The organism is Mesorhizobium sp. J8, assembly GCF_016591715.1.
Lineage (GTDB): Bacteria > Pseudomonadota > Alphaproteobacteria > Rhizobiales > Rhizobiaceae > Mesorhizobium.
In genome coordinates, this window is the sequence record NZ_AP024109.1 from 2044189 (window position 1) to 2069318 (window position 25130).

Annotated in this window: 26 protein-coding genes; 19 read left to right on the forward strand and 7 right to left on the reverse strand. The window is 64.7% G+C overall.

What is annotated here, in order from left to right; genetic code table 11:
* Window positions 1-20: 20 nt before the first annotated feature.
* Window positions 21-1178 carry a fumarylacetoacetate hydrolase family protein gene (locus MJ8_RS09325; protein WP_201414110.1) on the reverse strand — a complete coding sequence of 386 codons (1158 nt, stop codon included), beginning with the start codon at window positions 1176-1178 and terminating at the stop codon, window positions 21-23.
* A gap of 194 nt (window positions 1179-1372) precedes the next feature.
* Between MJ8_RS09325 and MJ8_RS09330 the strand changes: the two genes are divergently transcribed.
* The 6 genes from MJ8_RS09330 to MJ8_RS09355 all read left to right on the forward strand — a co-directional run bounded on the left by MJ8_RS09330 (window position 1373) and on the right by MJ8_RS09355 (window position 7513).
* On the forward strand, window positions 1373-2656 hold the full coding sequence (locus MJ8_RS09330; protein ID WP_201415371.1) for an NAD(P)/FAD-dependent oxidoreductase: 1284 nt from the start codon (window positions 1373-1375) through the stop codon (window positions 2654-2656).
* Window positions 2657-2763: 107 nt separating this feature from the next.
* The gene (locus tag MJ8_RS09335) at window positions 2764-3651 is read left to right on the forward strand and encodes an ABC transporter permease (protein WP_201414111.1); all 888 of its coding nucleotides are present in this window, start codon (window positions 2764-2766) and stop codon (window positions 3649-3651) included.
* Entirely contained in the window at window positions 3648-4466 is an 819-nt protein-coding gene (locus MJ8_RS09340; RefSeq protein ID WP_201414112.1) for an ABC transporter permease, read from the forward strand. The genes MJ8_RS09335 and MJ8_RS09340 overlap by 4 nt, the downstream gene beginning before the upstream one ends.
* Window positions 4467-4493: 27 nt before the next feature.
* Complete coding sequence (locus tag MJ8_RS09345) at window positions 4494-5564, forward strand: ABC transporter substrate-binding protein (RefSeq protein WP_201414113.1); 1071 nt, start codon at window positions 4494-4496, stop codon at window positions 5562-5564.
* Window positions 5565-5772: 208 nt separating this feature from the next.
* The gene (locus MJ8_RS09350; RefSeq protein WP_201414114.1) at window positions 5773-6381 is read left to right on the forward strand and encodes a cupin domain-containing protein; all 609 of its coding nucleotides are present in this window, start codon (window positions 5773-5775) and stop codon (window positions 6379-6381) included.
* 61 nt (window positions 6382-6442) lie between these two features.
* Window positions 6443-7513, forward strand: a complete 1071-nt coding sequence (locus MJ8_RS09355; protein WP_225248207.1) for an ABC transporter ATP-binding protein — start codon at window positions 6443-6445, stop codon at window positions 7511-7513.
* A 13-nt stretch (window positions 7514-7526) separates the two neighbouring features.
* On the opposite strand, the gene MJ8_RS09360 is transcribed toward MJ8_RS09355, so the two are convergent.
* A complete protein-coding gene (locus MJ8_RS09360) occupies window positions 7527-8225 on the reverse strand; it encodes a GntR family transcriptional regulator (protein ID WP_201414116.1) in 699 nt (232 codons plus the stop codon).
* Window positions 8226-8451: 226 nt separating this feature from the next.
* Here MJ8_RS09360 and MJ8_RS09365 point away from each other — a divergent pair, with 226 nt between their 5' ends.
* The 9 genes from MJ8_RS09365 to MJ8_RS09405 all read left to right on the forward strand — a co-directional run bounded on the left by MJ8_RS09365 (window position 8452) and on the right by MJ8_RS09405 (window position 17680).
* A complete protein-coding gene (locus tag MJ8_RS09365; protein ID WP_201414117.1) occupies window positions 8452-9492 on the forward strand; it encodes an ABC transporter substrate-binding protein in 1041 nt (346 codons plus the stop codon).
* Window positions 9493-9568: 76 nt separating this feature from the next.
* Window positions 9569-10648: an ABC transporter ATP-binding protein gene (locus MJ8_RS09370; RefSeq protein ID WP_201414118.1), complete on the forward strand. Its 1080-nt coding sequence runs from the start codon at window positions 9569-9571 to the stop codon at window positions 10646-10648.
* Window positions 10645-11568 carry an ABC transporter permease gene (locus tag MJ8_RS09375; RefSeq protein ID WP_201414119.1) on the forward strand — a complete coding sequence of 308 codons (924 nt, stop codon included), beginning with the start codon at window positions 10645-10647 and terminating at the stop codon, window positions 11566-11568. Before MJ8_RS09370 ends, MJ8_RS09375 begins: the two co-directional genes overlap by 4 nt.
* A complete protein-coding gene (locus tag MJ8_RS09380) occupies window positions 11565-12365 on the forward strand; it encodes an ABC transporter permease (protein WP_201414120.1) in 801 nt (266 codons plus the stop codon). Before MJ8_RS09375 ends, MJ8_RS09380 begins: the two co-directional genes overlap by 4 nt.
* 22 nt (window positions 12366-12387) lie before the next feature.
* Window positions 12388-13974 (forward strand): gamma-glutamyltransferase, encoded by a 1587-nt coding sequence (gene ggt, locus MJ8_RS09385; RefSeq protein WP_201414121.1) that lies wholly within the window; start codon window positions 12388-12390, stop codon window positions 13972-13974.
* A gap of 45 nt (window positions 13975-14019) precedes the next feature.
* The gene (locus MJ8_RS09390; RefSeq protein WP_201414122.1) at window positions 14020-15549 is read left to right on the forward strand and encodes an acyl--CoA ligase; all 1530 of its coding nucleotides are present in this window, start codon (window positions 14020-14022) and stop codon (window positions 15547-15549) included.
* Window positions 15549-16526 (forward strand): 2-dehydropantoate 2-reductase, encoded by a 978-nt coding sequence (locus MJ8_RS09395; protein ID WP_201414123.1) that lies wholly within the window; start codon window positions 15549-15551, stop codon window positions 16524-16526. Before MJ8_RS09390 ends, MJ8_RS09395 begins: the two co-directional genes overlap by 1 nt.
* 101 nt (window positions 16527-16627) lie before the next feature.
* Window positions 16628-17239, forward strand: coding sequence for a 2'-5' RNA ligase family protein (locus MJ8_RS09400; RefSeq protein WP_201414124.1), 612 nt, complete (start codon window positions 16628-16630; stop codon window positions 17237-17239).
* An 87-nt stretch (window positions 17240-17326) separates the two neighbouring features.
* Entirely contained in the window at window positions 17327-17680 is a 354-nt protein-coding gene (locus tag MJ8_RS09405; RefSeq protein WP_201414125.1) for a nuclear transport factor 2 family protein, read from the forward strand.
* A 92-nt stretch (window positions 17681-17772) separates the two neighbouring features.
* On the opposite strand, the gene MJ8_RS09410 is transcribed toward MJ8_RS09405, so the two are convergent.
* Entirely contained in the window at window positions 17773-18252 is a 480-nt protein-coding gene (locus tag MJ8_RS09410) for an SRPBCC family protein (protein WP_201414126.1), read from the reverse strand.
* Window positions 18249-18602 carry an ArsR/SmtB family transcription factor gene (locus MJ8_RS09415; RefSeq protein ID WP_201414127.1) on the reverse strand — a complete coding sequence of 118 codons (354 nt, stop codon included), beginning with the start codon at window positions 18600-18602 and terminating at the stop codon, window positions 18249-18251. Before MJ8_RS09415 ends, MJ8_RS09410 begins: the two co-directional genes overlap by 4 nt.
* Before the next feature lie 174 nt (window positions 18603-18776).
* Between MJ8_RS09415 and MJ8_RS09420 the strand changes: the two genes are divergently transcribed.
* Both MJ8_RS09420 and MJ8_RS09425 read left to right on the forward strand, forming a co-directional pair.
* On the forward strand, window positions 18777-19124 hold the full coding sequence (locus tag MJ8_RS09420) for an ArsC family reductase (protein WP_225248208.1): 348 nt from the start codon (window positions 18777-18779) through the stop codon (window positions 19122-19124).
* A gap of 317 nt (window positions 19125-19441) precedes the next feature.
* Entirely contained in the window at window positions 19442-20380 is a 939-nt protein-coding gene (locus MJ8_RS09425) for an IS110 family transposase (protein WP_201414128.1), read from the forward strand.
* Between the two features lie 253 nt (window positions 20381-20633).
* Here the strand turns inward: MJ8_RS09425 and MJ8_RS09430 are convergent, their stop codons facing one another.
* The 3 genes from MJ8_RS09430 to MJ8_RS09440 all read right to left on the reverse strand — a co-directional run bounded on the left by MJ8_RS09430 (window position 20634) and on the right by MJ8_RS09440 (window position 23328).
* A complete protein-coding gene (locus MJ8_RS09430; RefSeq protein ID WP_201414129.1) occupies window positions 20634-20990 on the reverse strand; it encodes a DUF488 domain-containing protein in 357 nt (118 codons plus the stop codon).
* A 24-nt stretch (window positions 20991-21014) separates the two neighbouring features.
* Window positions 21015-22271 carry an aminopeptidase gene (locus MJ8_RS09435; RefSeq protein ID WP_201414130.1) on the reverse strand — a complete coding sequence of 419 codons (1257 nt, stop codon included), beginning with the start codon at window positions 22269-22271 and terminating at the stop codon, window positions 21015-21017.
* 142 nt (window positions 22272-22413) lie between these two features.
* On the reverse strand, window positions 22414-23328 hold the full coding sequence (locus MJ8_RS09440; RefSeq protein WP_201414131.1) for a LysR substrate-binding domain-containing protein: 915 nt from the start codon (window positions 23326-23328) through the stop codon (window positions 22414-22416).
* A gap of 97 nt (window positions 23329-23425) precedes the next feature.
* On the opposite strand from MJ8_RS09440, the gene MJ8_RS09445 reads away from it, so the two are divergent.
* Entirely contained in the window at window positions 23426-23626 is a 201-nt protein-coding gene (locus tag MJ8_RS09445) for a hypothetical protein (RefSeq protein ID WP_201414132.1), read from the forward strand.
* A 229-nt stretch (window positions 23627-23855) separates the two neighbouring features.
* On the forward strand, window positions 23856-25016 hold the full coding sequence (locus tag MJ8_RS09450) for a YbfB/YjiJ family MFS transporter (protein ID WP_225248209.1): 1161 nt from the start codon (window positions 23856-23858) through the stop codon (window positions 25014-25016).
* Window positions 25017-25130: the final 114 nt, after the last annotated feature.

A 25130-nucleotide genomic window follows, 5' to 3' on the forward strand; every position in this document is an offset into this window, starting at 1 on the left:
GCATCGCTTGTGGTGCAACGCTAGATAAGATCGGCCTTCGCCAGGTCGCGCATCAGATGGCTGGCGCCGTACGTCCAGTGCGGACAGTCGGGCGACAAGCGCACCCGGTTGGTGAGCGCGCCGAGCTTTTCCGACGAGATGGTGACGATGTCGCCTATCCTGTGGGTAAAGCCCTTGCCCTTCTCGCCGCGATCCTTCGACGGCACGAACATGGTGCCGAGATAGAGCGCCAGCCCGTCGGGATACTGGTGATGCGGCCCTATTGCCGCCTCGACCAATTCCTCCGGCGAGCGGCTGATTTCCGCCATCGAGCTTGAGCCCTCCAGCGAGAAGCCGTCCTCGCCCTCGACGCTCAGTCGTACGGTGGCGCGCTTCACGTCGGCGATGGAAAAGGTCTCGTCGAACAGCCGGATGAACGGTCCGAGCGAGGCGGAGGCATTGTTGTCCTTGGCTTTGCCGAGCAGCAGCGCCGAGCGCCCCTCGACGTCGCGCAGGTTGACGTCGTTGCCGAGCGTGGCCCCGACGATGCGGCCCGAACTGTCGGCGATCATGGCGATCTCCGGCTCCGGATTGTTCCAGGTGGAGACCGGATGCAGCCCGACATCGGCGCCGAAGCCGACGGACGCCATCGGCTGGCATTTGGTGAAGATCTCGGCGTCCGGACCGATGCCCACTTCCAGATATTGCGACCAGGCGCCGCGCGAAATCAGCTTGGCCTTGATCTCCATCGCTTCCGGCGAACCGGGCTTGAGCTTCGACAGATCGTGGCCGATCAGCCCGGCGATGTCGGCGCGGATGGCGTCCGCCTTTTCCGCCGAGCCTCGCGCCTGCTCCTCGATGACGCGCTCGAGCAGGCTGACGACAAAGGTGACGCCGGAGGCCTTCACCGCCTGCAGGTCGACGGGCGACAGCAGGACGGGTTTCGCGGCGTCGCGTTTGGCCTCGAAGCTGTTCGCGGCAATGTCGGCGAGTGAACCGATAGGCTTGCCCTTGGCCGAGCGCACATAACCGGTCGGATCCTTCAACTCGCAAAGGTCGCGCACCGTGGGCGCCGCGTGCGAGGTGATGTCGATGACCTCACCGTCACGCACCGTCACCACCAGCGGGTGGGAAGTGGCGCTGGTCTTGGCGCGGCCGACAAAAGTTCCATCGGCGGGCAGGCGGGTCGGATCGGTCATGGCATCATTCCTCTCGATTGTCGCGCGGCACTTTCCCCGGATTTCGCGGAAAGGTCTATCCCGCCAGCCGCAAGATTTATGGCCGTCCGTGTGCTGTCACACCGCCACGGCCGAACTGGCCCATCGAAGCGCTCTTTCAAATCCATGAAATCGACAATAGGATTTTCACGAAGCTTCAGCGCGTGGGTGACCTCTTGGCCGCAGCCTTTTCCGATCCGATCTGGCAAAAACCGCAAACGGCGCCGGCGTTTCGGTCCGAACTGTCATCGGGCGGCACGCTCGATGCCGTCGTCGTCGGCGGCGGCATCATGGGCCTGTCGTCCGCTTTGCACGCGGCGCGCGCGGGCCTTTCCGTCCAGATTCTCGATGCCGGCGCGATCGGGCAGGGCGCTTCGGGCCTGAACGGCGGCCAGGTCATCCCCGGCCTCAAATACGATCCGGAATGGCTGATCGAACACTTCGGCAAGGAACGCGGCGAAGCCCTGGTCGCGTTCGCCGCCTCGACGGCCGATGCCGTGTTCGATGTGATCCGCGACGAGAAGCTGGCCGTGCCGTTCACGCGCAATGGGTGGATCCAGGCGGCGCACACCGAGACCGCGCTGAAGGCGGCGGCGAACCGCGATCGCCAATGGCGGGCGCGCGGCGCCGACGTCAAGCTGCTCGACCGGGCTGGGATCGCGGCGATGACCGGCGCTAGGGGTTATCTCGGCGGCTGGCTCGACCGCCGCGCCGGCGTTATCGACCCGCTATCCTATACGCTCGAGCTCGCCCGTGTCGCCTCGGCCGCCGGCGCCAAGATCGCCGAGCAGCGGAAAGTGGTGAAACTCAGCAAGGAAGCCGGCGTCTGGCGGATCTCGATACATGGCGGCGCCGAACTGCGCGCCAGGTCGGTCCTGCTTGCTACCAACGCCTACACGGATGGCCTGCTGCCGGACCTCGCGCAAACAATCGTGCCGCTGCATTCCTTCCAGATCGCCACCGCGCCGCTGCCGGCGGAGCTTGCCGCAAGCATCCTGCCGGGCGGCCAGGCCGTCTCCGATTCCCGCCGCATCCTCGTCTACTACCGAAAGAGCCCCGACGGCCGGATGGTGCTTGGCGGACGCGGTCGCATGGCGCTGCCCTCGAGCGCGGCCGACTGGGCGCATCTCGAACGCGCGCTCATCCGCCTCTATCCGGCGCTTGCCGGCATCGCCATCGAGAAGCGCTGGTTCGGCCGCGTGGCGCTGACGCCGGATCACCTGCCGCACCTGCATGAGCCGGAAAAGGGCCTGCTTGCCGTTGTCGGCTGCCAGGGCAGGGGCGTCGGCCTGATGAGCGCGCTGGGCAAGCGCATGGCGAGCTACCTTGCGAGCGGCGATGCCGGGCAGCTGCCGTTTCCGCTGTCACCGATCAAGCCGATCCCGTTCCACGCTTTCCGCCAGGTCGGCGTTGCCGCCGCGATCACCTGGTATCGCGTGCTCGACGCATTCGAGCGCTGACGCCAACGCGTGCGGCGCACAAGCGATTCAGCTTGACAGCTTCATGAATATGAAAAAGCATTAGACAATTTCAGAATTCCGACGGGGAGTGCCCGATAGGCAATCAGATGTCGACCATCGTTGCAGCACGGTCCTTGCCGGAAAACCGCATCTCGCCGGTGTTCCGCTTCGCCATGCTGCTGCCGGGCGGGCTGGTCACCTTCTTCCTGATCCTGTTCGCGCTCGGTCTGGTGGTGTTCCTCGCTTTCAGGGGCAATGACGGCTCGCTGCTCGGCGTCGGCCTGACGGCGGAGAATTTCATCACCGTCGCCACCGACCCGCTCTACTGGACGGTGACGCTGCGCTCCCTGGTCATTGCCGGCCTCGTGACGCTCGCCACCGTCGTCACCGCCTATCCGGTCGCCTATTACCTTGCCTTTCATGCCGGGCGGCGCCGCAACCTTTTGCTCTTCCTGGTCACGCTGCCCTTCTGGACCAGCTATCTGCTGCGCGTCTTCGCCTGGAAGATCGTGCTTGCCTATAGTGGCGTGCTGAATTCCGCTTTCATCGAAAGCGGCCTCTGGAAGGAGCCGACGCTCGCCTTCCTCAACACGCCGGCCGCGGTCGTCGTCACGCTCGCCCACGCTTACGCGCCCTTCGCCATCCTGCCGATCTATGTGGCGCTGGACACGATCCCGAAATCGCTGCTCGAAGCGGCTTCCGATCTCGGCGCGCGGCCCTTCACCAGCTTCCGCCGGGTCGTGCTGCCGAATTCAATGCCGGGCGTGCTGGCCGCGGCGCTCGTCGTCTTCGTGCCGACGGTCGGTGATTATGTCACGCCGGCCATGGTCGGCGGCCCGGCCAGCACCATGATCGGCACGCTGATCCAGTCGCAGTTCGGCAAGGCCAATGACTGGCCGTTCGGCGCCGCACTGTCCGTTTGTGTCATGCTCGTGATCCTCTGCGTGGTGCTCGTCGCGCGCGGTGCCGACCGCAGATTCGGCAGCCGCACATGAGCGCCCGGGCAGACACCAACAGCGACGGCCGCTGGCTCGGCCTCTATGTGCTTGCCTATCTCGTGTTCCTCTACCTGCCGGTGCTTTTGATCCCGCTCTTTTCCTTCAACAATTCCATCCAGGCGGCCTTTCCGCTGCAGGGCTTCACGCTCGACTGGTATCGCACGCTCTACGGCAATCCGGCGCTCTCCGGCGCCCTGGCCAACAGCCTTGTCATCGGCGTCATCGCCGCCTTCGGCGCGACGCTCTGCGGCATCACCGTCTCCTATATGGACCTCTACGGCCGCTCGCCGCTTGCCGCCGCCATCAGCGCCATTGCCCGGCTGCCGATCCTGATCCCCGGCGTCATCGTCGGCATTTCGCTGTTGATCCTGGTCAACCTCATCGGCCTCGGCCCTTCGCGCGTTTCGATCGTGCTTGGTCATATCCTCGTCGCGCTGCCGACGACGGTGGTGGTGATGCGCAGCCGCTTCGCCGTCATTCCGAAAACCATTCGCGAGGCGGCGCTCGACCTGGGCGCCTCCGACTGGACGACGTTCCGGCGCGTGATGCTGCCGCTGAGTGCGCCGGCGGTGCTCTCGGCCTTCATGCTTTCTTTCCTGATTTCCTTCGACGAGTTCATCGTCGTCTTCTTCCTCGCCGGCACCGAGCCGACGCTGCCGCTCTACATCTGGAGCCAGCTGCGCTTCCCGCGCTCGCTGCCGACCGTGATGGCGCTGGGAACGGTGATCCTCGCTGTCTCCTTCGTCATCGCCGGCTCGGCCGAAATCCTTCGCCATCGCGGCCTCGGCGCCGCGCGCCGCAATCCAGCCTGAACGACAACAAAGAAGAGGAGAACGAAAATGACATTCCACCTGAAATCGATCACCGGACACAAAGTCCGGGCAGGCCTTGCCGCGTTTGCCTTGGCGCTGTCGTCGACCGTCGCCCTGGCCGCCGACAAGCTGCAATATTTCACCTGGTCGGGCTATGAGCTGCCCGACTTCAACAAGAGCTTCCTTGCCGCGCATCCGGACGGCGTCGAGGCAACGATCTTCGGCGACGACGATGATGCGTTCACCAAGGTCAAGGCCGGCTTCCGGCCCGACATCGCGCATCCCTGCTACGACAAGGTGGCGCGCTGGAACAAGGAAGGCCTGCTGCAGCCGATCGACACCAAGCGCATCAAGAATTGGGATTCGATCTTCCCGGTGTTCAAGAACCTGCCCGACCTGCAGGCCGGCGACGGCAAGGTCTGGATGGTGCCGTGGGACTGGGGCAACACCTCGATCCTCTACCGCACAGACTTGGTGAAGAACCCCGAGGCGAGCTGGAACCTTCTGTGGGACAAGCAATATGCCGGCCGCATGGCGACCATCGACGCCGTGCACGACACGCCGATCGTCGCCGCCCTTCTGGCCGGCGTGAACCCCTTCGACATGACGCCGGCTGAGATGGACAAGGTGGCCGAAAAACTGCGCGAGCAGCGGCCGCTGCTCTCCAGCTACACCACGGACATGACCTCGGTCGAGCAGGCGCTGGCGAGCGGCCAGCTGGTCGCCGCCATGACGTGGAACGCGTCCGCCACCTCGCTCAAGAAGCAGGGCGTGCCGGTCGAGTTCATGAAGCCGAAGGAAGGGATGCTCACCTGGGCCTGCGGCTTCGTCATGCTCAAGGACGCCAAGAACGTCGATCTCGCCTATGACTTCATCAACAGTCGGCTCGACGCCGACTCGGGCAAGTTCCTGATCCAGTCCTACGGCTATGGCAGCTCGCTCTCGACCGCTTTCGCCGGCGTGTCGAAGGACGAACTCGACAAGCTGCAACTGCCGGCGGACCCGGACGTGATGCTGAAGAGCACCATCTTCACCGGTCCGATGAAGCAGAATGACGATGTGGCGAAGATGTTCGAGAAGGTGAAGGCGGGCGGCTGAGCGCTCTTACCTTCTCCCCTTGTGGGAGAAGGTGGCCGCGAAGCGGCCGGATGAGGGGTGCTCCAGGGAAAGCCAACGTCTCACTCCGCTGGAACACCCCTCATCCGTCTCGGCGCTGCGCGCCGATCCACCTTCTCCCACAAGGGGAGAAGGGGGAGCTTGGCGGCGCTGCGCCGCACCAGTGAAGAGACTGAGCGAGGACCATTGCATGGATGCTTTCGACGAAGCGGCGACAAAGCCGAGGGACGATGCCGACATCCGCGTCGGCCGGCGCGTGCGGGCGCTGAGGCTCGAGCGCAAGCTGTCGCTGGCCGAGCTTGCCGCCAAGGCCGGCATCTCCATCGGCGCGCTGAGCCAGATCGAGCGCGGCATGTCATCGCTGCGCGTCAAGGTGATCTGGCCGCTGGCCGCCGCGCTCGACATCGAGCCGTCGGCGCTGATCGCCGACGGCAACGAGGCGGTCAACGATCTCTATTGCGTGCGCGCCGACAAGCGCCGTTCCATTCCGGTGAAATCCGAAGGCATCGCCAAGGCGCTGCTGTCGCCTCCGGCGGCGACGCTGACCGGCATGCTGGTCACGGTCGAGGCCGGCGGCGGCACGGCCGAAGCCTACGCCCATGCCGGCCATGAATTCGGCTTCGTGATGACGGGCGAGGTCGAGCTGGTGGTCGACGCCACCACCTATGTGCTGAAAGCCGGCGACAGTTTTGCCTTCAAGAGCACGCTGCTGCATGCCTTCCGCAATCCCGGCGCCGAGCGCTGCCAGATCGTGTGGGTCAACACGACAAAACCGTCCGAGGTTCGCGATGGCGCCTGACGCCTCAGAGCAATTCCAGGAAAAGTGTGAAGCGGTTTTCCGTCCGGAATTGCGAGAACCGTTGGTTCGGCTGCAGAGAGTCTCGAAGGTTTTTCCGGGCGGCATTGTCGGCCTCGACGCTGTCGACCTCGATATTGCCGCGGGCGAATTCCTGACCTTGCTCGGCCCGTCCGGTTGCGGCAAGACGACCAGCCTGCGCGTCATCGCTGGCTTCGAGAGCCCGACCGGCGGCAGCGTCCTGCTGGAAGGCCGCGACATCACCGGACTGAGGCCCTTCGACCGGCCGGTCAACACCGTCTTCCAGGACTACGCGCTGTTCCCGCATATGGATGTCGCGGCGAATGTCGGCTTCGGCCTGTCGCTGCGCAAGCTGTCCGGCACCGAGCAGGCCAAACGCGTCCGCGACGCGCTCGACATGGTGGGCCTCGCCGACAAGCTGCATGCCCGGGTCTCGGAATTGTCCGGCGGCCAGCGTCAGCGCGTCGCGCTCGCTCGTGCCATCGTCTGCGAGCCGCGCGTGTTGCTGCTTGACGAGCCGTTGTCGGCGCTTGATGCGCATCTGCGCGAGCAGATGCAGGTCGAATTGAAGCGGCTGCAGTCGCGGCTGGGCACCACTTTCGTGATGGTCACGCACGACCAGACGGAGGCGCTGTCGATCTCCGACCGGATCGTCGTCATGAACAAGGGCCGCATCGAGCAGATCGCGCCGCCGGCCACCCTCTACGACCGGCCCGCGACGCGCTTCGTGGCTTCCTTCATCGGCACGATGAACCTTTTGCAGTCACGCTTTGTCGGTCGTGACGGCGAGCGCCTGCGCTTCGCCGCGGGCGAACTGCCGCTGGAAGCCACCTCGGACAGCGGCGAGACCCCGGCCGCCGGCGACACGCGCACCATCGGCGTGCGCCCGGAAGATCTTCTGGTTGCCAGCGAGGCCGTGGAAGGAAGCGCGCCGGCGCGGGTCAGCGGCGTCGTCTTCCACGGCCGCACGCTGCGCCTCCATGCCGAGCTCGGGCAGGGGACCCCGATCGTCATCGACGCTCCGCGCCGTGCCGACGGTTCGCAATTCAGCGTCGGCGACGTGGCGCATATCAGCCTGCGTCGCGGCGCCAATTGCCCTGTGCTCTCAAGCTGACGCGACTGGCGCATCACGACGCCTTGGCGAAAAAACCCTGATAGTCGGACTTGGCCTGCAGCAGGCGCAGGATGTTCTCGCGCGAGCCGCGCACATGGGCGCGGGCGCGCTCGCCGGCCAAAGCGACGTCGCCGGCGCAGATCGCGTCGACGATGCCGGCATGCTCCTCGCGGGTGAGCTTCCATTCGTCCAGCCACAGAAGCTCCGTCCAGACATATTGCTGGCATTTGTCGAGGATGCCGCAGAGCATGCCGTAGAGCATCTCGTTGCCGCCGATCTCGGCGATCACCCGGTGCAGATCGATGCCGACCTGAAGCTCCTCGAATTTTTCCCTGGTGCTGCGGTCGGGAATCGCCGCCAGCCTTTCGCATTCGGCAAGCATCTCGCGTAGTCTCGCCTTGTCGGCGGCCGTCGCGTTGGCCGCCGCGAGCTCCGTCGCGCGGCCATCGAGCAGCTCGCGGATGTCGAAGGCTTCGCGGAACATGGTGATGTTGAATTCGGCCACGACGTAGCCCTGGCGCGGCCGCCCGATCACCAGCCCGTCGCGCTCCAGCCGGTTGAAGGCTTCGCGCACTGGCGTGCGGCTGACCTTCAGGCGTTCCGCGATCTCGTTCTCCGTGACGCGGCCGCCCGGCGGGATCTGGCCGGTGATGATCAACGCCTTGAGCTTCTCGAACACCGAGTCGCGCAGCGTGTTCTTTCTTTCCTTCAAACGCCCCGCCTCCAACGGTCAGTCATGGAATCGCAGTCTAGTGCCTTTTAGCGCCTGCTTGAACAGATCCTGTCTCGGCGCGGCCGCTCCGAAACTGCCCTGCTTCTGCACACCAAAAAACCGATACCCCGTGTTGACATCGGCTTCCGGCGAATTACACTCAAAATTGTATACAAATTCGCATACCAAATCAACGATAACGGGAACACCGGTTGGAGAAGCGAAAATGACGAAGAGACTTTGCATTCACGGACTGGCGATCGCCGGGCTGCTGGCTTCCGCCGCCGTTCCGGCGTCGGCCGCCGACACCATCACGGTCGCCTCATGGGGCGGTACCTATCAGGAGGCGCAGACCAAGGCCTTCTTCGATCCGACGGCCAAGGAACTTGGCATCACCATCAAGCAGGACACGACCAATGGCCTCGACGACGTGCGGCTGCAGGTCACCGGCAATGCCGTCAAATGGGACATCACCGAGCTCGGCGCCGACGAATGCGCGCGCGGTTCCAAGGAGGGCCTGTTCGAAAAGCTCGACTACAACGTCATCGACAAGAGCGGCATCAACCCCAAGCTCGTGCATGACGACTGGGTCGGCATCTCCTACACCTCCGTCGTGCTGATCTATCGCACGGACGTGTTTGGCGACAAAGGCCCCAAGACCTGGGCCGACTTCTGGGATGTGCAAAAATTCCCGGGTCGCCGCGCGCTTTCCGGCAGCCAATCGACCGAAACGCTGAGCGTCGCCGCTTTGGCCAAGGGCATTCCGATCGACAAGGTCTATCCGGTCGACATCGACGGCGCGCTGCAATCCGTCGACAAAATCAAGGGCCATATCGACGCCTGGTGGACCTCCGGCGCGCAGGCCATGCAGCTCGTCAAGGACGGTGAGGTGGACATGGCGAGCATCTGGAACGGCCGCGCCGGGACCTTGAAGAAAGAGGGTGCGCCCGTCAGCTTCTCCTTCGACCAGGGTGTGCTCACCGCCGACTGCATGGTCATCCCGAAAGGTTCGAAGAACAAGGACATCGCCATGAAGGCGCTGGCCAGGTTCGTCAGCCCCGATCTCCAGGCCAACCTGCCGCTCTATGTCGACAACGGCCCGGCCAACGAGAAGGCGTTCGAGACCGGCAAGATCCCGCAGGACCGGATCAAGGACATCAATTCCGCACCCGAGAACGTCAAGAAGCAGGTGCTGCAGGATCCCGCCTTCTGGCGCGATACCCTCGTCGAGGCGACCGAGAAATTCAACAACCTGATCCAGCAATAACGTCGTCGGAGCGGCGTCCGCGAGGCGCCGCTCCGCATCGTTCGCGAAACATGATCCGGAGTTGAAGGAGATGCTCTTGTCTCTCGCGCAGTCCGCGCTTCCCATCGGCATCAGCGGCATCGACAAGCGCTTCGGTGCTGTCTCCATCCTCAGCGATCTCAGCCTCGATGTCGCGGCGGGCGAATTCCTGACGCTGCTCGGGCCGTCCGGCTCCGGGAAGACGACGCTGTTGATGATCCTGGCCGGCTTCGTGCGGGCCAATGCCGGCTCCATCAAGGTCGGCGGCGAGGAGATCATCACCATGCCGCCGCACAAGCGAAACATCGGCATGGTGTTCCAGAACTATGCGCTGTTCCCGCATATGAACGTCTTCCACAACATCGCCTTTCCGTTGAAGCAGCGGCGCGTGCCGGCGGCTGAAACCGCAGAACGCGTCGAGCGGGCGCTGGACCTCGTGCAGCTGAAAGGTCTCGGCGAGCGCCGCGTCGACCAGCTCTCCGGCGGCCAGCGCCAGCGCGTGGCGTTGGCCCGCGCCATCGTCTTCGAGCCGCGCATCGTCCTGATGGACGAGCCGCTGTCGGCGCTCGACAAGAGCCTGCGCGAGCACATGCAGATCGAATTACGCAATTTGCACCGAAGGCTCGGCATGACGACGGTTTACGTCACGCACGACCAGCGCGAGGCGATCACCATGTCGGACCGCATCGCCGTCATGAATGCCGGGCACATCGAGCAGATCGACCAGCCCGAGGCGCTCTATGCCAGGCCGAGGACGAAGTTCGTCGCCGGATTCATCGGCGAGTCCAACTTCGTTCCTGTCGAGAGCCGCAACGGCAGCGTTTGGTACGAGGACAGGAAGCTTCGCATGACAGCGGCCGCGCCGACCGCCGGCCGGCACCTGATGGTGGTGCGGCCGGAAAAGTTGCGCCCTATCGCCGGCGAACCCGCAGGCGACGTCAACGTGTTGCCGGCGACAGTCGGCGACGTCATCTACCAGGGCGACAGCTTCCTCTGCTACGCGAGGCTCAAGGACGGCCGGCAGCTGACGTTGCGTGACTATTGCCGTCCAGACGTCCTGGCGAAACTGCCGTCGCCGGGCGAGCCGATCACGCTCGGCATCGATGCGCAGGACGTCGTTCTGGTGCCCGATCAATGAGCGTCGTGTCCGCCAGTCTCGATCATGTCGGCCAGCCCGGTGGGGCGCTGAATGCCGATGCCTTGCGCGCAGACGCGCGACGGGAAGCGCGCGGCCTGCTCGCGCTTCTGTCGCCCGGGCTCTTCCTGGTCTTCGCCGTCATCATCGTCCCGATCGGCTGGCTGTTCTGGCTCTCGCTGTTCGACGAGAACGGCCAGCTCAGCGCTTCGAACTATGCGCGCTTCTTCGAGCAGGCCTCCTACATCAAGACCTTCGTCACCACCTTCAAGGTGGCCTTCACCGTCACCGGCGCCTGCGTGCTCTTCGGCTACCCGCTGGCCTATATGCTGTCGCAGCTGCCGCGCCGCGCAGCCTCCATCTGTCTGATCTTCGTCATCCTGCCGTTCTGGACCTCGGTGCTGGTGCGCACCTATGCTTGGCTGGTAATCCTGCAGCGCAAAGGGCTGGTGAACACCTGGCTGATGGATCTCGGCGTCATTTCCCAGCCGCTGCCGCTCGCCAACAATTTCGCCGGCGTGGTCATCGGCATGACCCACATCATGCTGCCCTTCCTGGTGCTGCCGCTCTACGCCTCGATGAAGACGATCGACGTCGACTGCCTGCGCGCCGGCATGAATCTCGGCGCCAGTCCGGCCGCCACTTTCCGCCAGATCTTCTTCCCGCTGTCGCTGCCGGGCCTGGCCTCGGGCGTGGTCATCGTCTTCGTTCTCTGCCTCGGCTTCTTCGTCACTCCGGCGCTGATGGGCGGCGGCAAGGTCATCATGTGGGCGATGCGCATGGAGCAGACCACCAGCCTCTATTCCAACTGGGGCGCGGGGGCGGCGCTCGGCGTCGTGCTGCTCGCCGTCACGCTGGCGCTGCTCGGCCTGTTCCACCGGCTGCTCGGTGCCCGCGCCACCGGTGTGTGGAGTGAACGATGAGCATGGAAAACGCCTTGCCCATCTCGCATCGGCAACGCCTCTGGCTCTATGCGCTCGGCGGCCTCGTCATGCTGTTCCTGATCGCCCCGTCGGTGATCATCGTCATCATGTCCTTCTCCGGCTCATCGCTCTTGCAGTTCCCGCCGCAGGAATGGTCGCTGCGCTGGTATGAAAGCTATTTCGGCTCGCTCGAATGGCGCGACGCCACCGTCGTCTCGATCAAGGTGGCGGTGATGACGGCGATCGTCGCAACGCTGCTCGGCACTGCGGCGGCCTACGCCATCAACGCCCGAACGCTCAGGCTAACCGGCTTGATCAACGCGCTGCTTACGGCGTCGTTGATCATCCCGGTCATCCTGATCGGCATCGGCACGTTCTTCCTCTATGCCCGCGTCGGCCTCAACAACACGCTGACCGGCCTCGTCATCGCGCATACCGTGCAGGCATTGCCACTGGTCGTGCTGACCGTGCTTTCGGGACTACGCTCCTATGACATGAATCAGGAGATGGTGGCGCGCAGCCTGGGCGCCGGCCGCTTCTCCGCCTTCGTTCAGGTGACGATGCCGCAAATAAGATTCTCCATCGTCTCTGGCGCGCTGTTTGCCTTCATCACCTCCTTCGACGAGGTGGTGGTGTCGCTGTTCATCTCGGGCGGCGAAACCACGACGCTGACGCGGCGCATGTTCAACGCGCTGCGTGACCAGATCGATCCGACGATCGCCGCCATTTCGACTTGCCTGATCGTGCTATCGATCGTCTTGTTGTCCGCCGCCCAGCTTTTCGGCCGCGGGCGTTGAATTCAGGGATACCAAAACCAGCATGCGTGACTTCCAGTTTCCAGGCCGCTCGCCGGTCCGCGCCACCGAGGCCATGGCCGCGACCTCGCATCCTTTGTCGACGCTTGCCGCGATCGACATGTTGCGCTCCGGCGGCAATGCCATGGACGCTGCGGTCTGCGCGGCTGCGGTGCAGGCCGTGGTCGAACCGCAATCGACCGGCATCGGCGGCGACTGCTTTGTGCTCTATTGTCCGAAAGGGCAGGGCGAGGTGATTGCCTTCAACGGCTCGGGCCGCGCGCCTGGGGCGGCGACGGTCGACTGGTATCTGGACAAGGGCTTCAATGAACTCCCGAAGCAAGGCCCGCACGCGGTCACCATCCCCGGCGCCGTCGACGCCTGGTGCCGGTTGTTGGAGGATCACGGTCGCAAGGGCCTGGCTGATGCGCTCGCGCCGGCCATCCGATACGCGGAAGAAGGCTATGTCGTGCACGACCGCGTCGCCTTCGACTGGCAGGACCCCGAGACCGACCTGTCGGCGGACGAGGTGGCAACGCGCATCTTCCTGCCGGGCGGCAAGCCGCCGAAAGCTGGCGATGTCCACCGCCAGCCGGAGCTGGCGGAGACCTTGCGCATCATCGCGAAAAAAGGTCGCGCCGGTTTCTACGAAGGCGCGGTCGCGGAGGACCTCGTCGGTCGGCTCCGCGCGCTTGGCGGCCTGCATACGCTCGATGATTTCGCCGCCACGAAGGGCGATTACCGGACCCCGGTCAGCACCTCCTATCGCAGCTACGGCATCCACCAGATGCCGCCCAACAACCAGGGCCTGACCGCGCTTCTGATGCTGAACCTGCTTTCGGGCTTCGACCTCGGTACGCTCGATCCCGAGGGCGCTGCGCGCCTGCACCTTGAGATCGAAGCCGGCCGGCTCGCCTATCAGGATCGCGATGCGTTCTTCGCCGACCAGGATCATGTCGACGTGCCGGTCAAGGCGCTGCTCTCCGCCGCCTATGCCGACAGCTTGCGCGCCGCTATCGACCCCGAGCGCGCCATGACCCATCTGCCGCGTCTCGATCTTCCGGGCAGCGACACCGTCTATATCAGCGTGGTGGACCGCGACCGCAACGCGGTGAGCTTCATCAACTCGACCTATTATTCCTTCGGCAGCGGCGTCGTCGGCCCGAAGACCGGCGTGGTGCTGCAGAACCGTGGCTCCAGCTTCCGCCTCGATCCCAAGCACCCGAATGCGATCGCGCCCGGCAAGCGGCCGATGCACACGATCATGCCGGGCATGATGACGAAGGATGGCCGCGCGATGATGCCCTTCGGCGTGATGGGCGGCGGCTACCAGCCCTTCGGCCACGTGCATCTTTTGACCAACATGATCGACTTCGGCATGGACCCGCAACAGGCGATCGATGCAGCCCGCGTCTTCTATAACCACGACGTCGTCGAGGCCGAGCGAAGCGTGCATCCCGACGCCGTCGAAGGCCTGTGCCGGCGTGGTCATCGCGTCGTTGAGCCTGACCATCCGCTGGGCGGCGGGCAGGCGGTGCTGATCGATTGGGAAAAGGGCACGCTGACCGGCGCGTCCGATCCCCGCAAGGACGGCCTGGCGCTCGGCTATTGAGCAGCGCTGGACATCGGCCGATCGTTCGAAAGATAGTTTGGAACCATGACAAACAGCGAAAACGCCACAGGTCTCGCCCATCGTCTTGCCCCCGGCGCCGACGACGCGCCGGCCATCGCCGCGCCCGAACGGGCGGCCCTCTCGCATGGCGGCTTGCGCCGCCTGATCCGCGATACCGTGGCGCGGCTCAACGCGCTTGGCATCGGCCGGGGCGATCGCGTCGCCATCGTGCTGCCGAACGGTCCGGAAATGGCCACGGCCTTCATCGCGGTGGCGGCGGCCGCGTCCACCGCGCCGCTCAATCCGGCGTACCGGTCCGACGAGCTCGATTTCTATCTGAGCGATATCGGCGTCAAGGCGATCCTCGTCCGCAACGACGAGGCAGGTCCCTCGGTCGTAATCGCTGAGCGCCTCGGCATTCCGGTGCTACGGCTGGTGGTGCCGGAAGGCGCGCCCTCCGGTGTCTTCGCGATCGAGGGCGATCCCGTCGGACTACCAGTCGCATCAGGTCTGGCCGCCGATGGCGATGTCGCGCTTCTCCTCCACACCTCCGGCACCACGTCGCGTCCAAAACTCGTGCCGCTCAGTCACGCCAATCTCGCCGCTTCGGCCGCGCATATCGGCGCGACGCTCGGCCTGACGCCGGCCGACCGCTGCCTCAACATCATGCCGCTCTTCCATATCCACGGCCTGATCGCGGCGGTGCTGTCCTCGCTCGGCGCCGGCGGCAGCGTCTTCTGCACGCCGGGCTTCAACGCGCTGCGTTTCTTCCCGTGGCTGTCCGAAGCGAAGCCCAGCTGGTACACCGCCGTGCCCACCATGCATCAGGCGATCCTGCCGCGCGCCGCCCGCAATCCCGAGCAGCTCGCCGAGGCGAAGCTGCGCTTCATCCGCTCTTCCTCGGCGTCATTGCCGGCGCAGGTCATGGCCGAGTTGGAGAAGACCTTCGGCTGCCCGGTCATCGAGGCCTATGGCATGACCGAGGCGGCGCATCAGATGGCGTCCAATCGCCTGCCGCCCGGACTGCGCAAGCCCGGCAGCGTCGGCGCGTCGGCCGGCCCGGAAGTCGCCGTCATGGCGCCGGACGGGCGGCTGCTCAAAGCTGGCGAGATCGGCGAGATCGTCATTCGCGGCCCCAACGTCACCGCGGGCTACGAGAAGAACCCGGAAGCCAATGCCAGCGCCTTCGCGCATGGCTGGTTCCACACCGGCGACCAGGGCGTGCTCGACGAGGACAACTACCTGCGCGTCACCGGCCGGCTGAAGGAGATCATCAATCGCGGCGGTGAAAAGATCTCGCCGCTCGAGGTCGATGACGTGCTTATGGACCATCCGGCGGTGGCCCAGGTCGTCACCTTCGCCATGCCGCATGACAAGCTCGGCGAAGAGGTAGCGTCGGCCGTCGTGCTGCGCGAGGGCCAGAGCGCCACCGAGGCCGACATCCGTGGCTTTGCCGCGACCCGGCTCGCCGATTTCAAGGTGCCGCGCAAGGTGGTCATCCTCGACGAGATACCAAAGGGGGCGACGGGCAAGCTGCAGCGCATCGGACTCGCGGCCAAGCTAGGTCTCGGCTGATGCGCATCACTGTGTTTGGCGCCGGCGCGATCGGCGGCTACCTTGCCGCCAAGCTGGCGATCGCGGGCAATGTCGATCTCTCGATCGTGGCGCGCGGCGCGCATCTGGAGGCGATCAAGGCCGACGGGCTGCGCCTGATCGAGGACGGCAAGGAAACGGTGGCGCAGGTGAGGGCTGCCTCCCGCGCGGAGGACCTTGGCGCGCAGGATTATGTGGTGCTGGCGCTCAAGGCGCATTCGCTGGCGCCGGCGCTTGACCAGATAGCACCGCTGCTCGGCGAGGGGACGGCCGTCGTCACCATGCAGAACGGCGTTCCCTGGTGGTATTTCCACAAGGCCGGCGGCGCGCTCGAGGGCACGCGGCTCGACGCGGTCGATCCAGGCGGCGCGATCTGGCAGCGCATCGGGCCCGAGCGCGTCATCGGCTCCGTCGTCTATCCGGCCGTCGAGGTCGATGCTCCAGGCCTGATCCGCCATGTCGAGGGCACGCGCTTTTCGCTGGGCGAGCCTTCGGGCGAAAAGAGCGAGCGAGTGACCGCGCTGGCGCGCGAAATGGTCAAGGCCGGGCTGCAGGCGCCGGTGCGCGAGGACATCCGCTCGGAGATCTGGGTGAAGCTCTGGGGCAACCTCTCCTTCAACCCGATCTCGGCGCTGACAGGCGCCACGCTTGCGGCAATCGTCGCCGACGAGGACACGCGCGCGGCCGCCCGCGCCATGATGCTGGAGGCGCAGGCGATCGGGGAGAAGCTCGGCGTGCGCTTCCTCATTCCCGTCGACCGGCGCATCAAGGGCGCCGGCGATGTCGGCGAGCACAAGACCTCAATGCTGCAGGATCTCGAGCGCGGCCGCCCGATGGAGATCGACGCGCTGGTCACGGCCGTGCAGGAACTCGGCCGGCTGACCGGCCAGCCGACGCCGACCATCGACACGGTGCTGGCGCTGGTGCGGCGCCTGGCAATCGAGCGCGGGTGTTATTGACTTCATAGACGTAAAGATCGTCCCCTCTTGACTCTTGCCAATGTTCCTGTTTTGTTCTCGTTAAAGGCTTAACAGGAGCGTTCTCAGCCGAACGAGTACGGATGTCTCGGCAGCAAGAGTTTGATTTCGGCATCCCGATTCCCCCACTGCAGCCGAAGCGGCCGGACCGGGTGTTCTTTGCGGTGTTTTTGCAGGCAAAGGATCGTGCCGCGTTTTGGTCGTTGCAGAGACATCTATGTGATCTCAATGGGATAACCGGGACGCTGCTGCTGAAAGAGCGATTTCACGTCAGTCAACAGCATGTGGGTGACTACAAAAGGCTTAGATCGAAAATCGAATTCGCGGCCAAGCGAGCCGGCCAAATGGTTGAAATGCCGGCGTTTGAAGTCACGTTTAGCCATGCCGTAAGTTTTCCCGGGCGCGCGGCGGCAAAAGGCAGGCCGCCATCGCGTCCGTTCGTGCTTTTGGCAGACGATGGGCCGGTCTGCGAACTCAGCCGGTTGATTGGCGTTGCGATGAAGGCAAATGGTCTCAAACCGGCGGATCATTTCGTTCCGCACATGACGCTTGCCTATGACGAGAAATTCGTCCCCAGGCAGCCGATCGACCCAATCGGCTTTGTAGCAAGGGAGTTTGTCCTCATTCACAGTCTGCGCGGCCTGACAATCTACAAGGATCTGAGCCGCTGGCCGCTGATGGCCGCGCCATCCTGACACGAATTGTCACCTGCGGAGCGCCGCACCGCTGGCAGGCGAACGATCAGTCCCTACTTGATGTCTTGTCCAAATTGGGAGGAAATCATGAACACTGCGGAAATTGCCAAGGATTTCACCGAGCTCCTCAAGAAGGGCGACAGCCACGGTGCCGCCGCGAAATACAATGCCGACGACATCGTCAGCTACGAAGCCATGGAAGGCCCGATGGCCGTGTGCAACGGCAAGGAAGCCGTCAAGCAGAAGGGCGAGTGGTGGGAGGCCAACCATGAGGTTCATGGCGGTTCGGTCGAGGGGCCCTACGTCAATGGCGACCAGTTCGCCTTGCGCTTCAGCTTCGACGTGACGCCCAAATCCACCGGCGAGCGCGTCAAGATGGACGAGGTCGGCCTCTACACGGTCAAGAACGGCAAGATCACCGAAGAGCGGTTCTACTATTGAGCCTTACTGGGCTCTGGAATGTCCTTCGCACCACGATTTAAAAAATCAGGCATGGCGGCCTCGGATGATGCCCTGGCCGCCATGCCAGCTTCTCAAATCGTCTTCACATAGGCCGCCAACTGGTCGGCCACCGTGCCCCAGCCGTCGAAGAAACCCATCTCCTCGTGGCTGTCGCGCGTTGCCTCGTCGCGGTGGATGGCGGTGGCGGTGTAGCGCGTGCCCTTGCCCTCGGGTGTCAGCGCGATGACCGCGGTGATGAAGGGCTCGCCGGATGGCCGGTAGCCCGGCAGCAGCGCGTCGGTCCATACCAGCCGCTCGTTCGGCACGATCTCCAGGTAGCAGCAGTGACGGTCACTGACCTCCTTGCCATCGGGCGATTGCATGCGCGTGCGGAACAGGCCTCCGGGCCTGAGGTCGATCTCGCAATCGGTGATGACCCACGGCTTCGGCGTGAACCACTGCTTGACATGCTCCGGCCGCGTCCAGGCGCGCCACAGCAACTCGCGCGGCGCGTCGAGGAAGCGCTCCAGCGTCAGGTCCAGTTTCGGGTTCGGCTTGAACGGATAGCTCACGTTTCACTCTCCTTGAGGCTCATCACATAGGCGTCGAACTGGTCGAGGCGGCGCTCCCACAGCGCGCGCTGTTCGGCGAGCCAGTTTTCGGCAAGCTTCAGCGGCTCGGGCGAAAGGCTGTAGGTCCTGACGCGTCCGGCCTTTTGCGACTGCACCAGCCCGCAACCTTCCAGCACCTTCAAGTGCTCGACGAAGGAGGGCAGCGCCATGCCGAAGGGCTCGGCCAGCTCGCTGACCGAGGCAGGGCTTCTGTTCAGCCGCTCCACCACGCGCCGGCGTGTCGGATCGGCCAGCGCGCGAAAGATGCTGTCGACGGGCGGCGGGTTCTGGCTTGTTGTCTGCAGGCTCATAGCTGTTCCTTCCGCGACCGTCCGGCGGTCGGGCAATCTTTATGGAGAAATACTTAGGAAAAAACCTTAGTATTGGCAAGAGCCAAATCGCGCCGGAGCAAAGGCGCTGGCAAAGCCTGTAGGGCCGGCCTAGGCTTCCGCCGGATTCGAATCTCCATCCGAGAGAGGCCCGCCTTGACCATCACTATGTACGGCATCACCACTTGCGACACGATCAAGAAGGCGCGTGTCTGGCTGGAAAGCCATGACGTGCCCTATCGTTTTCATGACTACCGGGCCGAGGGGATCGAGGCTGGCAAGCTGAACGGCTGGGTCGGCAAGGTCGGCTGGGAGAAGCTGCTCAACAAGGGCAGCACCACCTTTCGCGAGCTGCCGGAGGCGGACAAGGAAGGGCTGGACGAGAAGAAGGCCAAGAAGCTGATGCTCGCCAGGCCGACGATGATCAAGCGGCCGGTGCTGGAGGTGGGGGACCGGGTTTTGGTGGGATTCAAGCCGGAGATTTACGAGGAAGCGGTGAAGTAAGGGCGGGACGCCAAAGCTGCCAATCTCCCCTTGTGGGCTACGGCATACATGGCAGCTTGGCGTATGCATCGTCTAATGTAGCGCTGGTCGACCCCCACTCCGTCTCGGCTTCGCCGAGCCACCTTGTATCTACACGAGAGAGATTTCGTGGGATTGAAGCGGTTGAGCCAAGGTCCGGCCGGCCAGCCGGACCTTGGCTTGGCGAAGTCGCCCGTACCACCTGAGGTTACAGCCGCGGGAGAGCTTGGGATCTTCGCCTTCGTCACGCACGACCGAACAGTCGCTTGGTTCCAACCGTACGTACAAGGCAGGTTACCGTGAACAGGATCATTTGTGGAGTTGATGTTTCCAAGGATTGGCTGGACGCGCATGTCTGGCCGAGTGGGGCGATAGAGCGCTTCGCCAACGATGCAACGGGGATCGCAGCTCTTTGGCTGTTCTGTCGCAGCCACGGCGCGGCCGTTGCGGTGATGGAGGCATCGGGCGGCTATGAGCGGCTTGGCTTCATGCTTTTGTGGGCGCACGGCATGCCATGCGCCCTGGTCAATGCCAGAAGCGTGCGGCGCTTTGCCGAGGCGATGGGCTATCTGGAGAAGACCGACCGGATCGACGCTGCTGTCATTGCCCATTATGGCGCAGTCAAGAAGACGGCTCCGACCCCACCGCCCAGTAATTCCCAGCAGCGCCTTGCTGCGCTGGTTGGGCGGCTTTGCCAGGTTGTCGGCGATGCCACCATCAACAAACAGCGCAAAAGCGCCGCACGCGATGCCGTGGTATGCGCCAGCATCGAGGCCATGCTGGCCTTCCTCAAGCGCGAAGAGCGGCGTCTGGAAGGCGAGATCGCCTCGATGATCGACGACGATCCACTGTGGGCCAAGCTGGGGTCGGCCTTTCGTTCGCTCAAGGGTGTGGCTGGCCGCACTGTTGCCCGCCTGATGGCCGAGCTGCCCGAGATCGGCCTCATCTCCAACAAGGCCATCACCAAGCTGGCGGGCCTCGCCCCTATCGCCAACGACAGCGGCAGGCGCGCCGGCAACAGGCATGTGCGCGGCGGACGAGCCGGACCGCGTGGCATCCTCTTTGTCGTCGCGGCCATCGTCGCCAAGTTCGATCCGCATCTCAAAGCGTTCGCTCAACGGTTGCAGCAGGCGGGAAAGCCCAAAATGCTCATCCGCATCGCACTCGCCAGAAAACTTCTCGTCATCCTCAACGCAAAAGCACGCGACGCGAGAACCGAGTTCGCAAATGCAACTTGACACGCCAGATAGTCGCTCTCCCCCGATCGATGGGGGAGAGGAAAGGCGCCAAGCTTTTTGCCGTCAACGCTCGTCCGCAAGGCTCCCTTCCTTTCCCTCCGGAGGGGGGAAAGGTGGCGCTGCGAAGCAGCGACGGATTGGGGGAACCACGTGGCAATCAAGCCTCGGCCTGGTCCGTTACGCCTGTCACACAAGACGAGGGGAGATGTCAGGCAGGACACAGAGGGGGCGAAGGAACGCTACGTCTCGATAATTATGCGTGGGCTTCCAAATACCCCGCCAGCGCCACCGCATTGTTGTGCGCCTCGTCATGCGCGCCATAGAGCAGCGTCACCTTGCCTTCGCGCAACAAGCCACGCAGCTGCGCCAGCGCCTCCTTGTTGGCGTCGAGCTCGGCCCGGTACCGCTTCTGGAACTCGGCCCAGCGCTCCGGCTCGTGTCCGAACCATTTGCGCAGCTCGTCGCTCGGCGCGATCTCCTTCAGCCACAGCGTCAGTTCGGCGTCCTTCTTGCTGACGCCGCGCGGCCAGAGCCGATCGACCAGCACCCGCTGGCCGTCGGCTTTCGCCGCCGGCTCATAGACGCGCTTCACGGCTATGTCGAAGGCCATCCTTTCTCCGTCGGCGAAGAGCTGTTACGCCCACTCGCCCTTCCGCATCACCGGCACGCGGCTGCCGTCCTTGGCGACGCCGTCGATGTCGATCTTGTCCGAGCCGATCATCCAGTCGATATGGATGAAGCTCTTGTTGCCGCCGCGCGTCGATATCTCGTCCTGGCTGAGCGAGGCGCCGTTGACGAAGCATTTCGAATAGCACTGGCCAAGCGCGATGTGGCAGGCGGCGTTCTCGTCGAACAGCGTGTTGAAGAACAACAGCCCACTCCGCGAGATCGGTGAGGAATGGGGCACCAGCGCCACTTCGCCGAGGCGGCGCGCGCCCTCGTCGGTGTCGAGCACTTTCTTCAAGACGTCCTCGCCCTTCGATGCCTTGGCCTCGACGATCCGTCCGCCCTCGAAGCGCACCGAAATCTCGTCGATCAGCGTGCCTTGGTAGGAAAGCGGCTTGGTCGAGGAGACGTGGCCCTCGACGCGCCTCGCATGCGGCGTGGTGAAGACTTCCTCGGTCGGGATGTTCGGATTGCAGGTGATGCCGTTCTTCGCCGTCGAGGCGCCGCCCATCCATTCATGGCCGTCCGCCAGTCCGACGGTGAGATCCGTGCCGGGTCCTGTGAAATGCAGCGCGTGGAAACTGTGCTCGTTTAGCCATTTCGTGCGCTCGGCCAAGGCGGCGTTGTGCGCCTTCCAGTTGCCGATCGGATCCTCGACGTCGACCCGCGAGGCCGAGAAGATCGCGTCGGCGAGCTTCGCCACCGCGACGTCGTCCGGCTCGCCCGGAAAAACCTGGCGAGCCCAGGCCAGGTCGGGATAGGCGACGATGTTCCAGTTGATGTCGAAGCCGGTGATCTTCTCCAGTGCCGGCTGATAGGCCATCGAGTTCGCCTTGTTGGCGCGCGCCACCTTGGCCGGATCCTGCGACGAGAGCAGCGACGGGTCCTCGCCGCGCACCGCGAGCCGCGCCGCATTGTTGGAAAAGGCTTTCGCCATGCCTTCGTAGAGCCAGCCGGCGGCGCGGTCGAAACCGGCATCCGCACCGTAGCGGAAGCGCGCCAGCGTGATCTCGTCGTCGTTGAAGATCGGTGTCACCAGCCCGGCGCCGGCCTTGTAGGCGTGCTCGACGATGCGCCGCGTCAGCGGCAGCGCCGCGATCGACGAGGTCAGCACCAGGTCCTGACCGGGCTGCAACTGCAGCCCGACCTTGACGGCGACTTCGGCCAACCTGTCGAGCTTCACCGGGTCGATGCTTGCCGAAACGCCGCGCGAATGTGTGGTCATGATCCTGCCTGCCGTTATGTTGGGGTTCTCACCCTTACATAGACCGCAGCGATTGGCCTTTCCACCGCGATCGACTGGGCCTGCTCACGAAGCTGACGGACCGCGTTGTCGAAAAATACGCAGCATTGAAGATGCGCAGCGGTCAGGCCGCGCTGTCCAGCGCCCGGAACTGCGCCATGGTCGCGTCGATCTCCTCGCGGATCCAGGCCTTGAAGTCGCGTACCTTGCGGCTTTCGCTCTTGGTGGCCGAGGTCACGAGCCAGTAGCCGAGCCCGCTGTCGGCCCTGATGCCGAAGGGCGCGACCAGCCGGCCGTCGGCCAGCGCGTCGGCGGTCAGCAATTGCCAGGCGAGCATCACGCCATGGCCGGCGATCGCCGATTCCAGGCACAGCATCGGATCGGTGAAGCGCGCGCCCTTCTGGAAGGTGACGGGCTCGACGCCGGCCGCCTCGAACCAGCTGTCCCAGCTGAACATCGCCCGCTCGTCGGTGATGGCGCAGGTCTGCGCCAGATCGCCGATCGATTTCAGTTTGGCCGCGATCGAGGGCGCGCAGACAGGAAATACTTCCTGCGCAAGCAGAAGCTCGGCGCGGTCGCCCGGCCATTTGCCGTCGCCGAGCCGGATGGCGATATCGATGTCGGAACGGTCGAGGTCGGCGACCCTGGCCGAGGCGTCGATGCGCAGAAGCACGTTCGGATGCCGCGCGAAATGCCGCGACAGCCGGGGCAGCAGCCATTTCGAGGCGAAGGCCGGTGCCACCGAGACGACCAGCGTGCACTCATTGGCCTCGTCGGCCAGCGCCACCGCCTGCGCGAGCTCGCGGAAGCCGGCGCTGAGCCGTGCCGTGAAGGCGGCCCCGAACTCGGTCGGCACGAGCCCGCCTGGCGTGCGCTCAAACAACGCCTGTCCCAGCTGCTTTTCCGCGCGTTTGACCTGCTGGCTGACGGCGCTGACCGAGACGTTCAGTTCCGCCGCCGCTGCCGCTAGTGATCCCAGCCGGGCGACGGTTTCCACGGCGCGCAGGCCGTTGAGATGGACGCGGTTCAGCATAGCCATTCAGTTTTTCTAAAGCGCATGGATCGAAATCTCAATTGAAACCCGCCAGAAAAGAGCAGAATTTAACGGGCATTAGCCTTAAGCCAGGAGTGATCCGATGAAGATTTTATCCTTGCTGAAAGGGTTTTCCGGCACCGAGGCGAGGTCGCGCGACGACGGCGAGATCGCCCGCTGGATCACCGATCCGCTGTCGCATCCGGTGCTCGACACCATGTCGGAGCGTGAGCTCGGCGACATACCGTTCCGGCTGACGGCTGGCCGCACCGCATACGAAACGATGGGCGTGGCTGACCGCTGAGGTGATTGGCCTGTTCGACGGCGCTCCCCCTGATCAGGCCGCGTCGCGGCCACCTTCTCCCCGTGGCGGAGAAGAGATGGCGCCGGCGCTGAAAGGCTCCTCTCCCGACCGGGCAGAGGTCAGCCGAGCGAAGCGGAGGCTGGGTGAGGGGACGTCTACGTGATGGGATGTAAGCTGGCCTAACGCAAGCGCATTGTTTCGCGGGCGCACACTCTTATTGTGCGCTGCAATGAACGCCGTCTCGCCATCTCCCTTGCGTCTTGCCCTCGCCGGCATGGTCGCGCTTGCTGTCGCTCAGGGCATCGGTCGCTTCGTCTATACGCCGATCCTGCCGGGCATGATGGAGGGGTTGCACCTGACGCCGGCCGATGCCGGCTGGATCGCTTCCGCCAACTATCTCGGCTACCTCATCGGCGCTTTGGCCGCGGCCGGCGGCTGGGCGCATGGCCGCGAGCGTATGCTGATGTTCGCCGGCCTCGCGGCAAGCGCGGTACTCGCGGCCCTCATGGGTCTCACCGAGACGATGGTCGCCTTCCTCGTGATCCGTTTTCTCGCCGGCCTCGCCAGCGCCTTCGTCATGGTGTTCATGGCCTCGATCGTCTTCAGCCATCTGGCGGAGGCCGGCCGGGGCGATCTGCAGGCGCTGCATTTCGGCGGCGTTGGCCTGGGCATTGCTGTCTCCTCCGCGCTGCTGGCGACCCTCGTCTCCGAGCACGCGGATTGGTCCGCCGGCTGGCTCTGGTCCGGAGCGCTTTCGGCGGTCGGCCTTGTCGTCGTCATGCTGCTTGCAGGCTCGACCACGCCGGCCAATGGCGTCGATGGGCCCGAGCCGGCGTTGCCGAAGGACAGGTCCCTGGCGAAAATGATCGTCGCCTACGGACTGTTCGGCTTCGGCTATGTGGTCACAGCCACGTTCCTGGTCGCCATCGTCCGCCAGGGCGGCGGCGGGCGGGTCTTCGAGGCAACCGTCTGGATGGTCGCCGGTCTTGCCGGCTTCCCCTCGACCTGGTTCTGGCAGAAGCTTGCCGGCCGCATCGGGCTCTACGCCGCTTACGCGGCGACCTGCCTGATCGAGGTGGTCGGCGTCACCGCCAGCGTCCTTGTCAAGGGTGCCGCCGGACCGCTGATCGCCGCCGTCCTGCTCGGCGGCACCTTCATCGCCATCACGGCGCTCGGCATACAGATGGGCAGGCAACTCGCGCCGCGGGCGCCGCGCCGCATCTTCGCGGTGATGACCGCCGCCTTCGGCCTCGGCCAGATCGTCGGCCCCATCGCCGCCGGCTTGCTCGCCCAGGCCTCGGGCAATTATACCCTGGCCTCGATCATGGCGGGCGCCGCGCTGCTCGCCTCCGGTGTCATTGCCTGGTCGGCCGCGCCAAAATCGCCATGATTTGCGGCCTTGTTCGGGGCCGGGCATCGGGCAGGGCATTTTCTTTCCCCCTAATGTGTGACCTTATGCCCGCCGAACAGCAACGCCGCTGATTTGCGGTCAGACCGAGGAAAC

Excerpts from the sequence above, each read along its gene's own strand:
- MJ8_RS09365 (WP_201414117.1), top strand. The coding sequence starts at position 8,452 with ATGACGAAGAGACTTTGCATTCACGGACTGGCGATCGCCGGGCTGCTG.
- MJ8_RS09430 (WP_201414129.1), bottom strand. The coding sequence starts at position 20,990 with ATGGCCTTCGACATAGCCGTGAAGCGCGTCTATGAGCCGGCGGCGAAA.
- MJ8_RS09440 (WP_201414131.1), bottom strand. The coding sequence starts at position 23,328 with ATGGCTATGCTGAACCGCGTCCATCTCAACGGCCTGCGCGCCGTGGAA.
- MJ8_RS09395 (WP_201414123.1), top strand. The coding sequence starts at position 15,549 with ATGCGCATCACTGTGTTTGGCGCCGGCGCGATCGGCGGCTACCTTGCC.
- MJ8_RS09445 (WP_201414132.1), top strand. The coding sequence starts at position 23,426 with ATGAAGATTTTATCCTTGCTGAAAGGGTTTTCCGGCACCGAGGCGAGG.
- MJ8_RS09405 (WP_201414125.1), top strand. The coding sequence starts at position 17,327 with ATGAACACTGCGGAAATTGCCAAGGATTTCACCGAGCTCCTCAAGAAG.
- ggt (WP_201414121.1), top strand. The coding sequence starts at position 12,388 with ATGCGTGACTTCCAGTTTCCAGGCCGCTCGCCGGTCCGCGCCACCGAG.
- MJ8_RS09325 (WP_201414110.1), bottom strand. The coding sequence starts at position 1,178 with ATGACCGATCCGACCCGCCTGCCCGCCGATGGAACTTTTGTCGGCCGC.
- MJ8_RS09340 (WP_201414112.1), top strand. The coding sequence starts at position 3,648 with ATGAGCGCCCGGGCAGACACCAACAGCGACGGCCGCTGGCTCGGCCTC.
- MJ8_RS09450 (WP_225248209.1), top strand. The coding sequence starts at position 23,856 with ATGAACGCCGTCTCGCCATCTCCCTTGCGTCTTGCCCTCGCCGGCATG.
- MJ8_RS09390 (WP_201414122.1), top strand. The coding sequence starts at position 14,020 with ATGACAAACAGCGAAAACGCCACAGGTCTCGCCCATCGTCTTGCCCCC.
- MJ8_RS09435 (WP_201414130.1), bottom strand. The coding sequence starts at position 22,271 with ATGACCACACATTCGCGCGGCGTTTCGGCAAGCATCGACCCGGTGAAG.
- MJ8_RS09345 (WP_201414113.1), top strand. The coding sequence starts at position 4,494 with ATGACATTCCACCTGAAATCGATCACCGGACACAAAGTCCGGGCAGGC.
- MJ8_RS09375 (WP_201414119.1), top strand. The coding sequence starts at position 10,645 with ATGAGCGTCGTGTCCGCCAGTCTCGATCATGTCGGCCAGCCCGGTGGG.
- MJ8_RS09380 (WP_201414120.1), top strand. The coding sequence starts at position 11,565 with ATGAGCATGGAAAACGCCTTGCCCATCTCGCATCGGCAACGCCTCTGG.
- MJ8_RS09350 (WP_201414114.1), top strand. The coding sequence starts at position 5,773 with ATGGATGCTTTCGACGAAGCGGCGACAAAGCCGAGGGACGATGCCGAC.
- MJ8_RS09335 (WP_201414111.1), top strand. The coding sequence starts at position 2,764 with ATGTCGACCATCGTTGCAGCACGGTCCTTGCCGGAAAACCGCATCTCG.
- MJ8_RS09400 (WP_201414124.1), top strand. The coding sequence starts at position 16,628 with ATGTCTCGGCAGCAAGAGTTTGATTTCGGCATCCCGATTCCCCCACTG.
- MJ8_RS09415 (WP_201414127.1), bottom strand. The coding sequence starts at position 18,602 with ATGAGCCTGCAGACAACAAGCCAGAACCCGCCGCCCGTCGACAGCATC.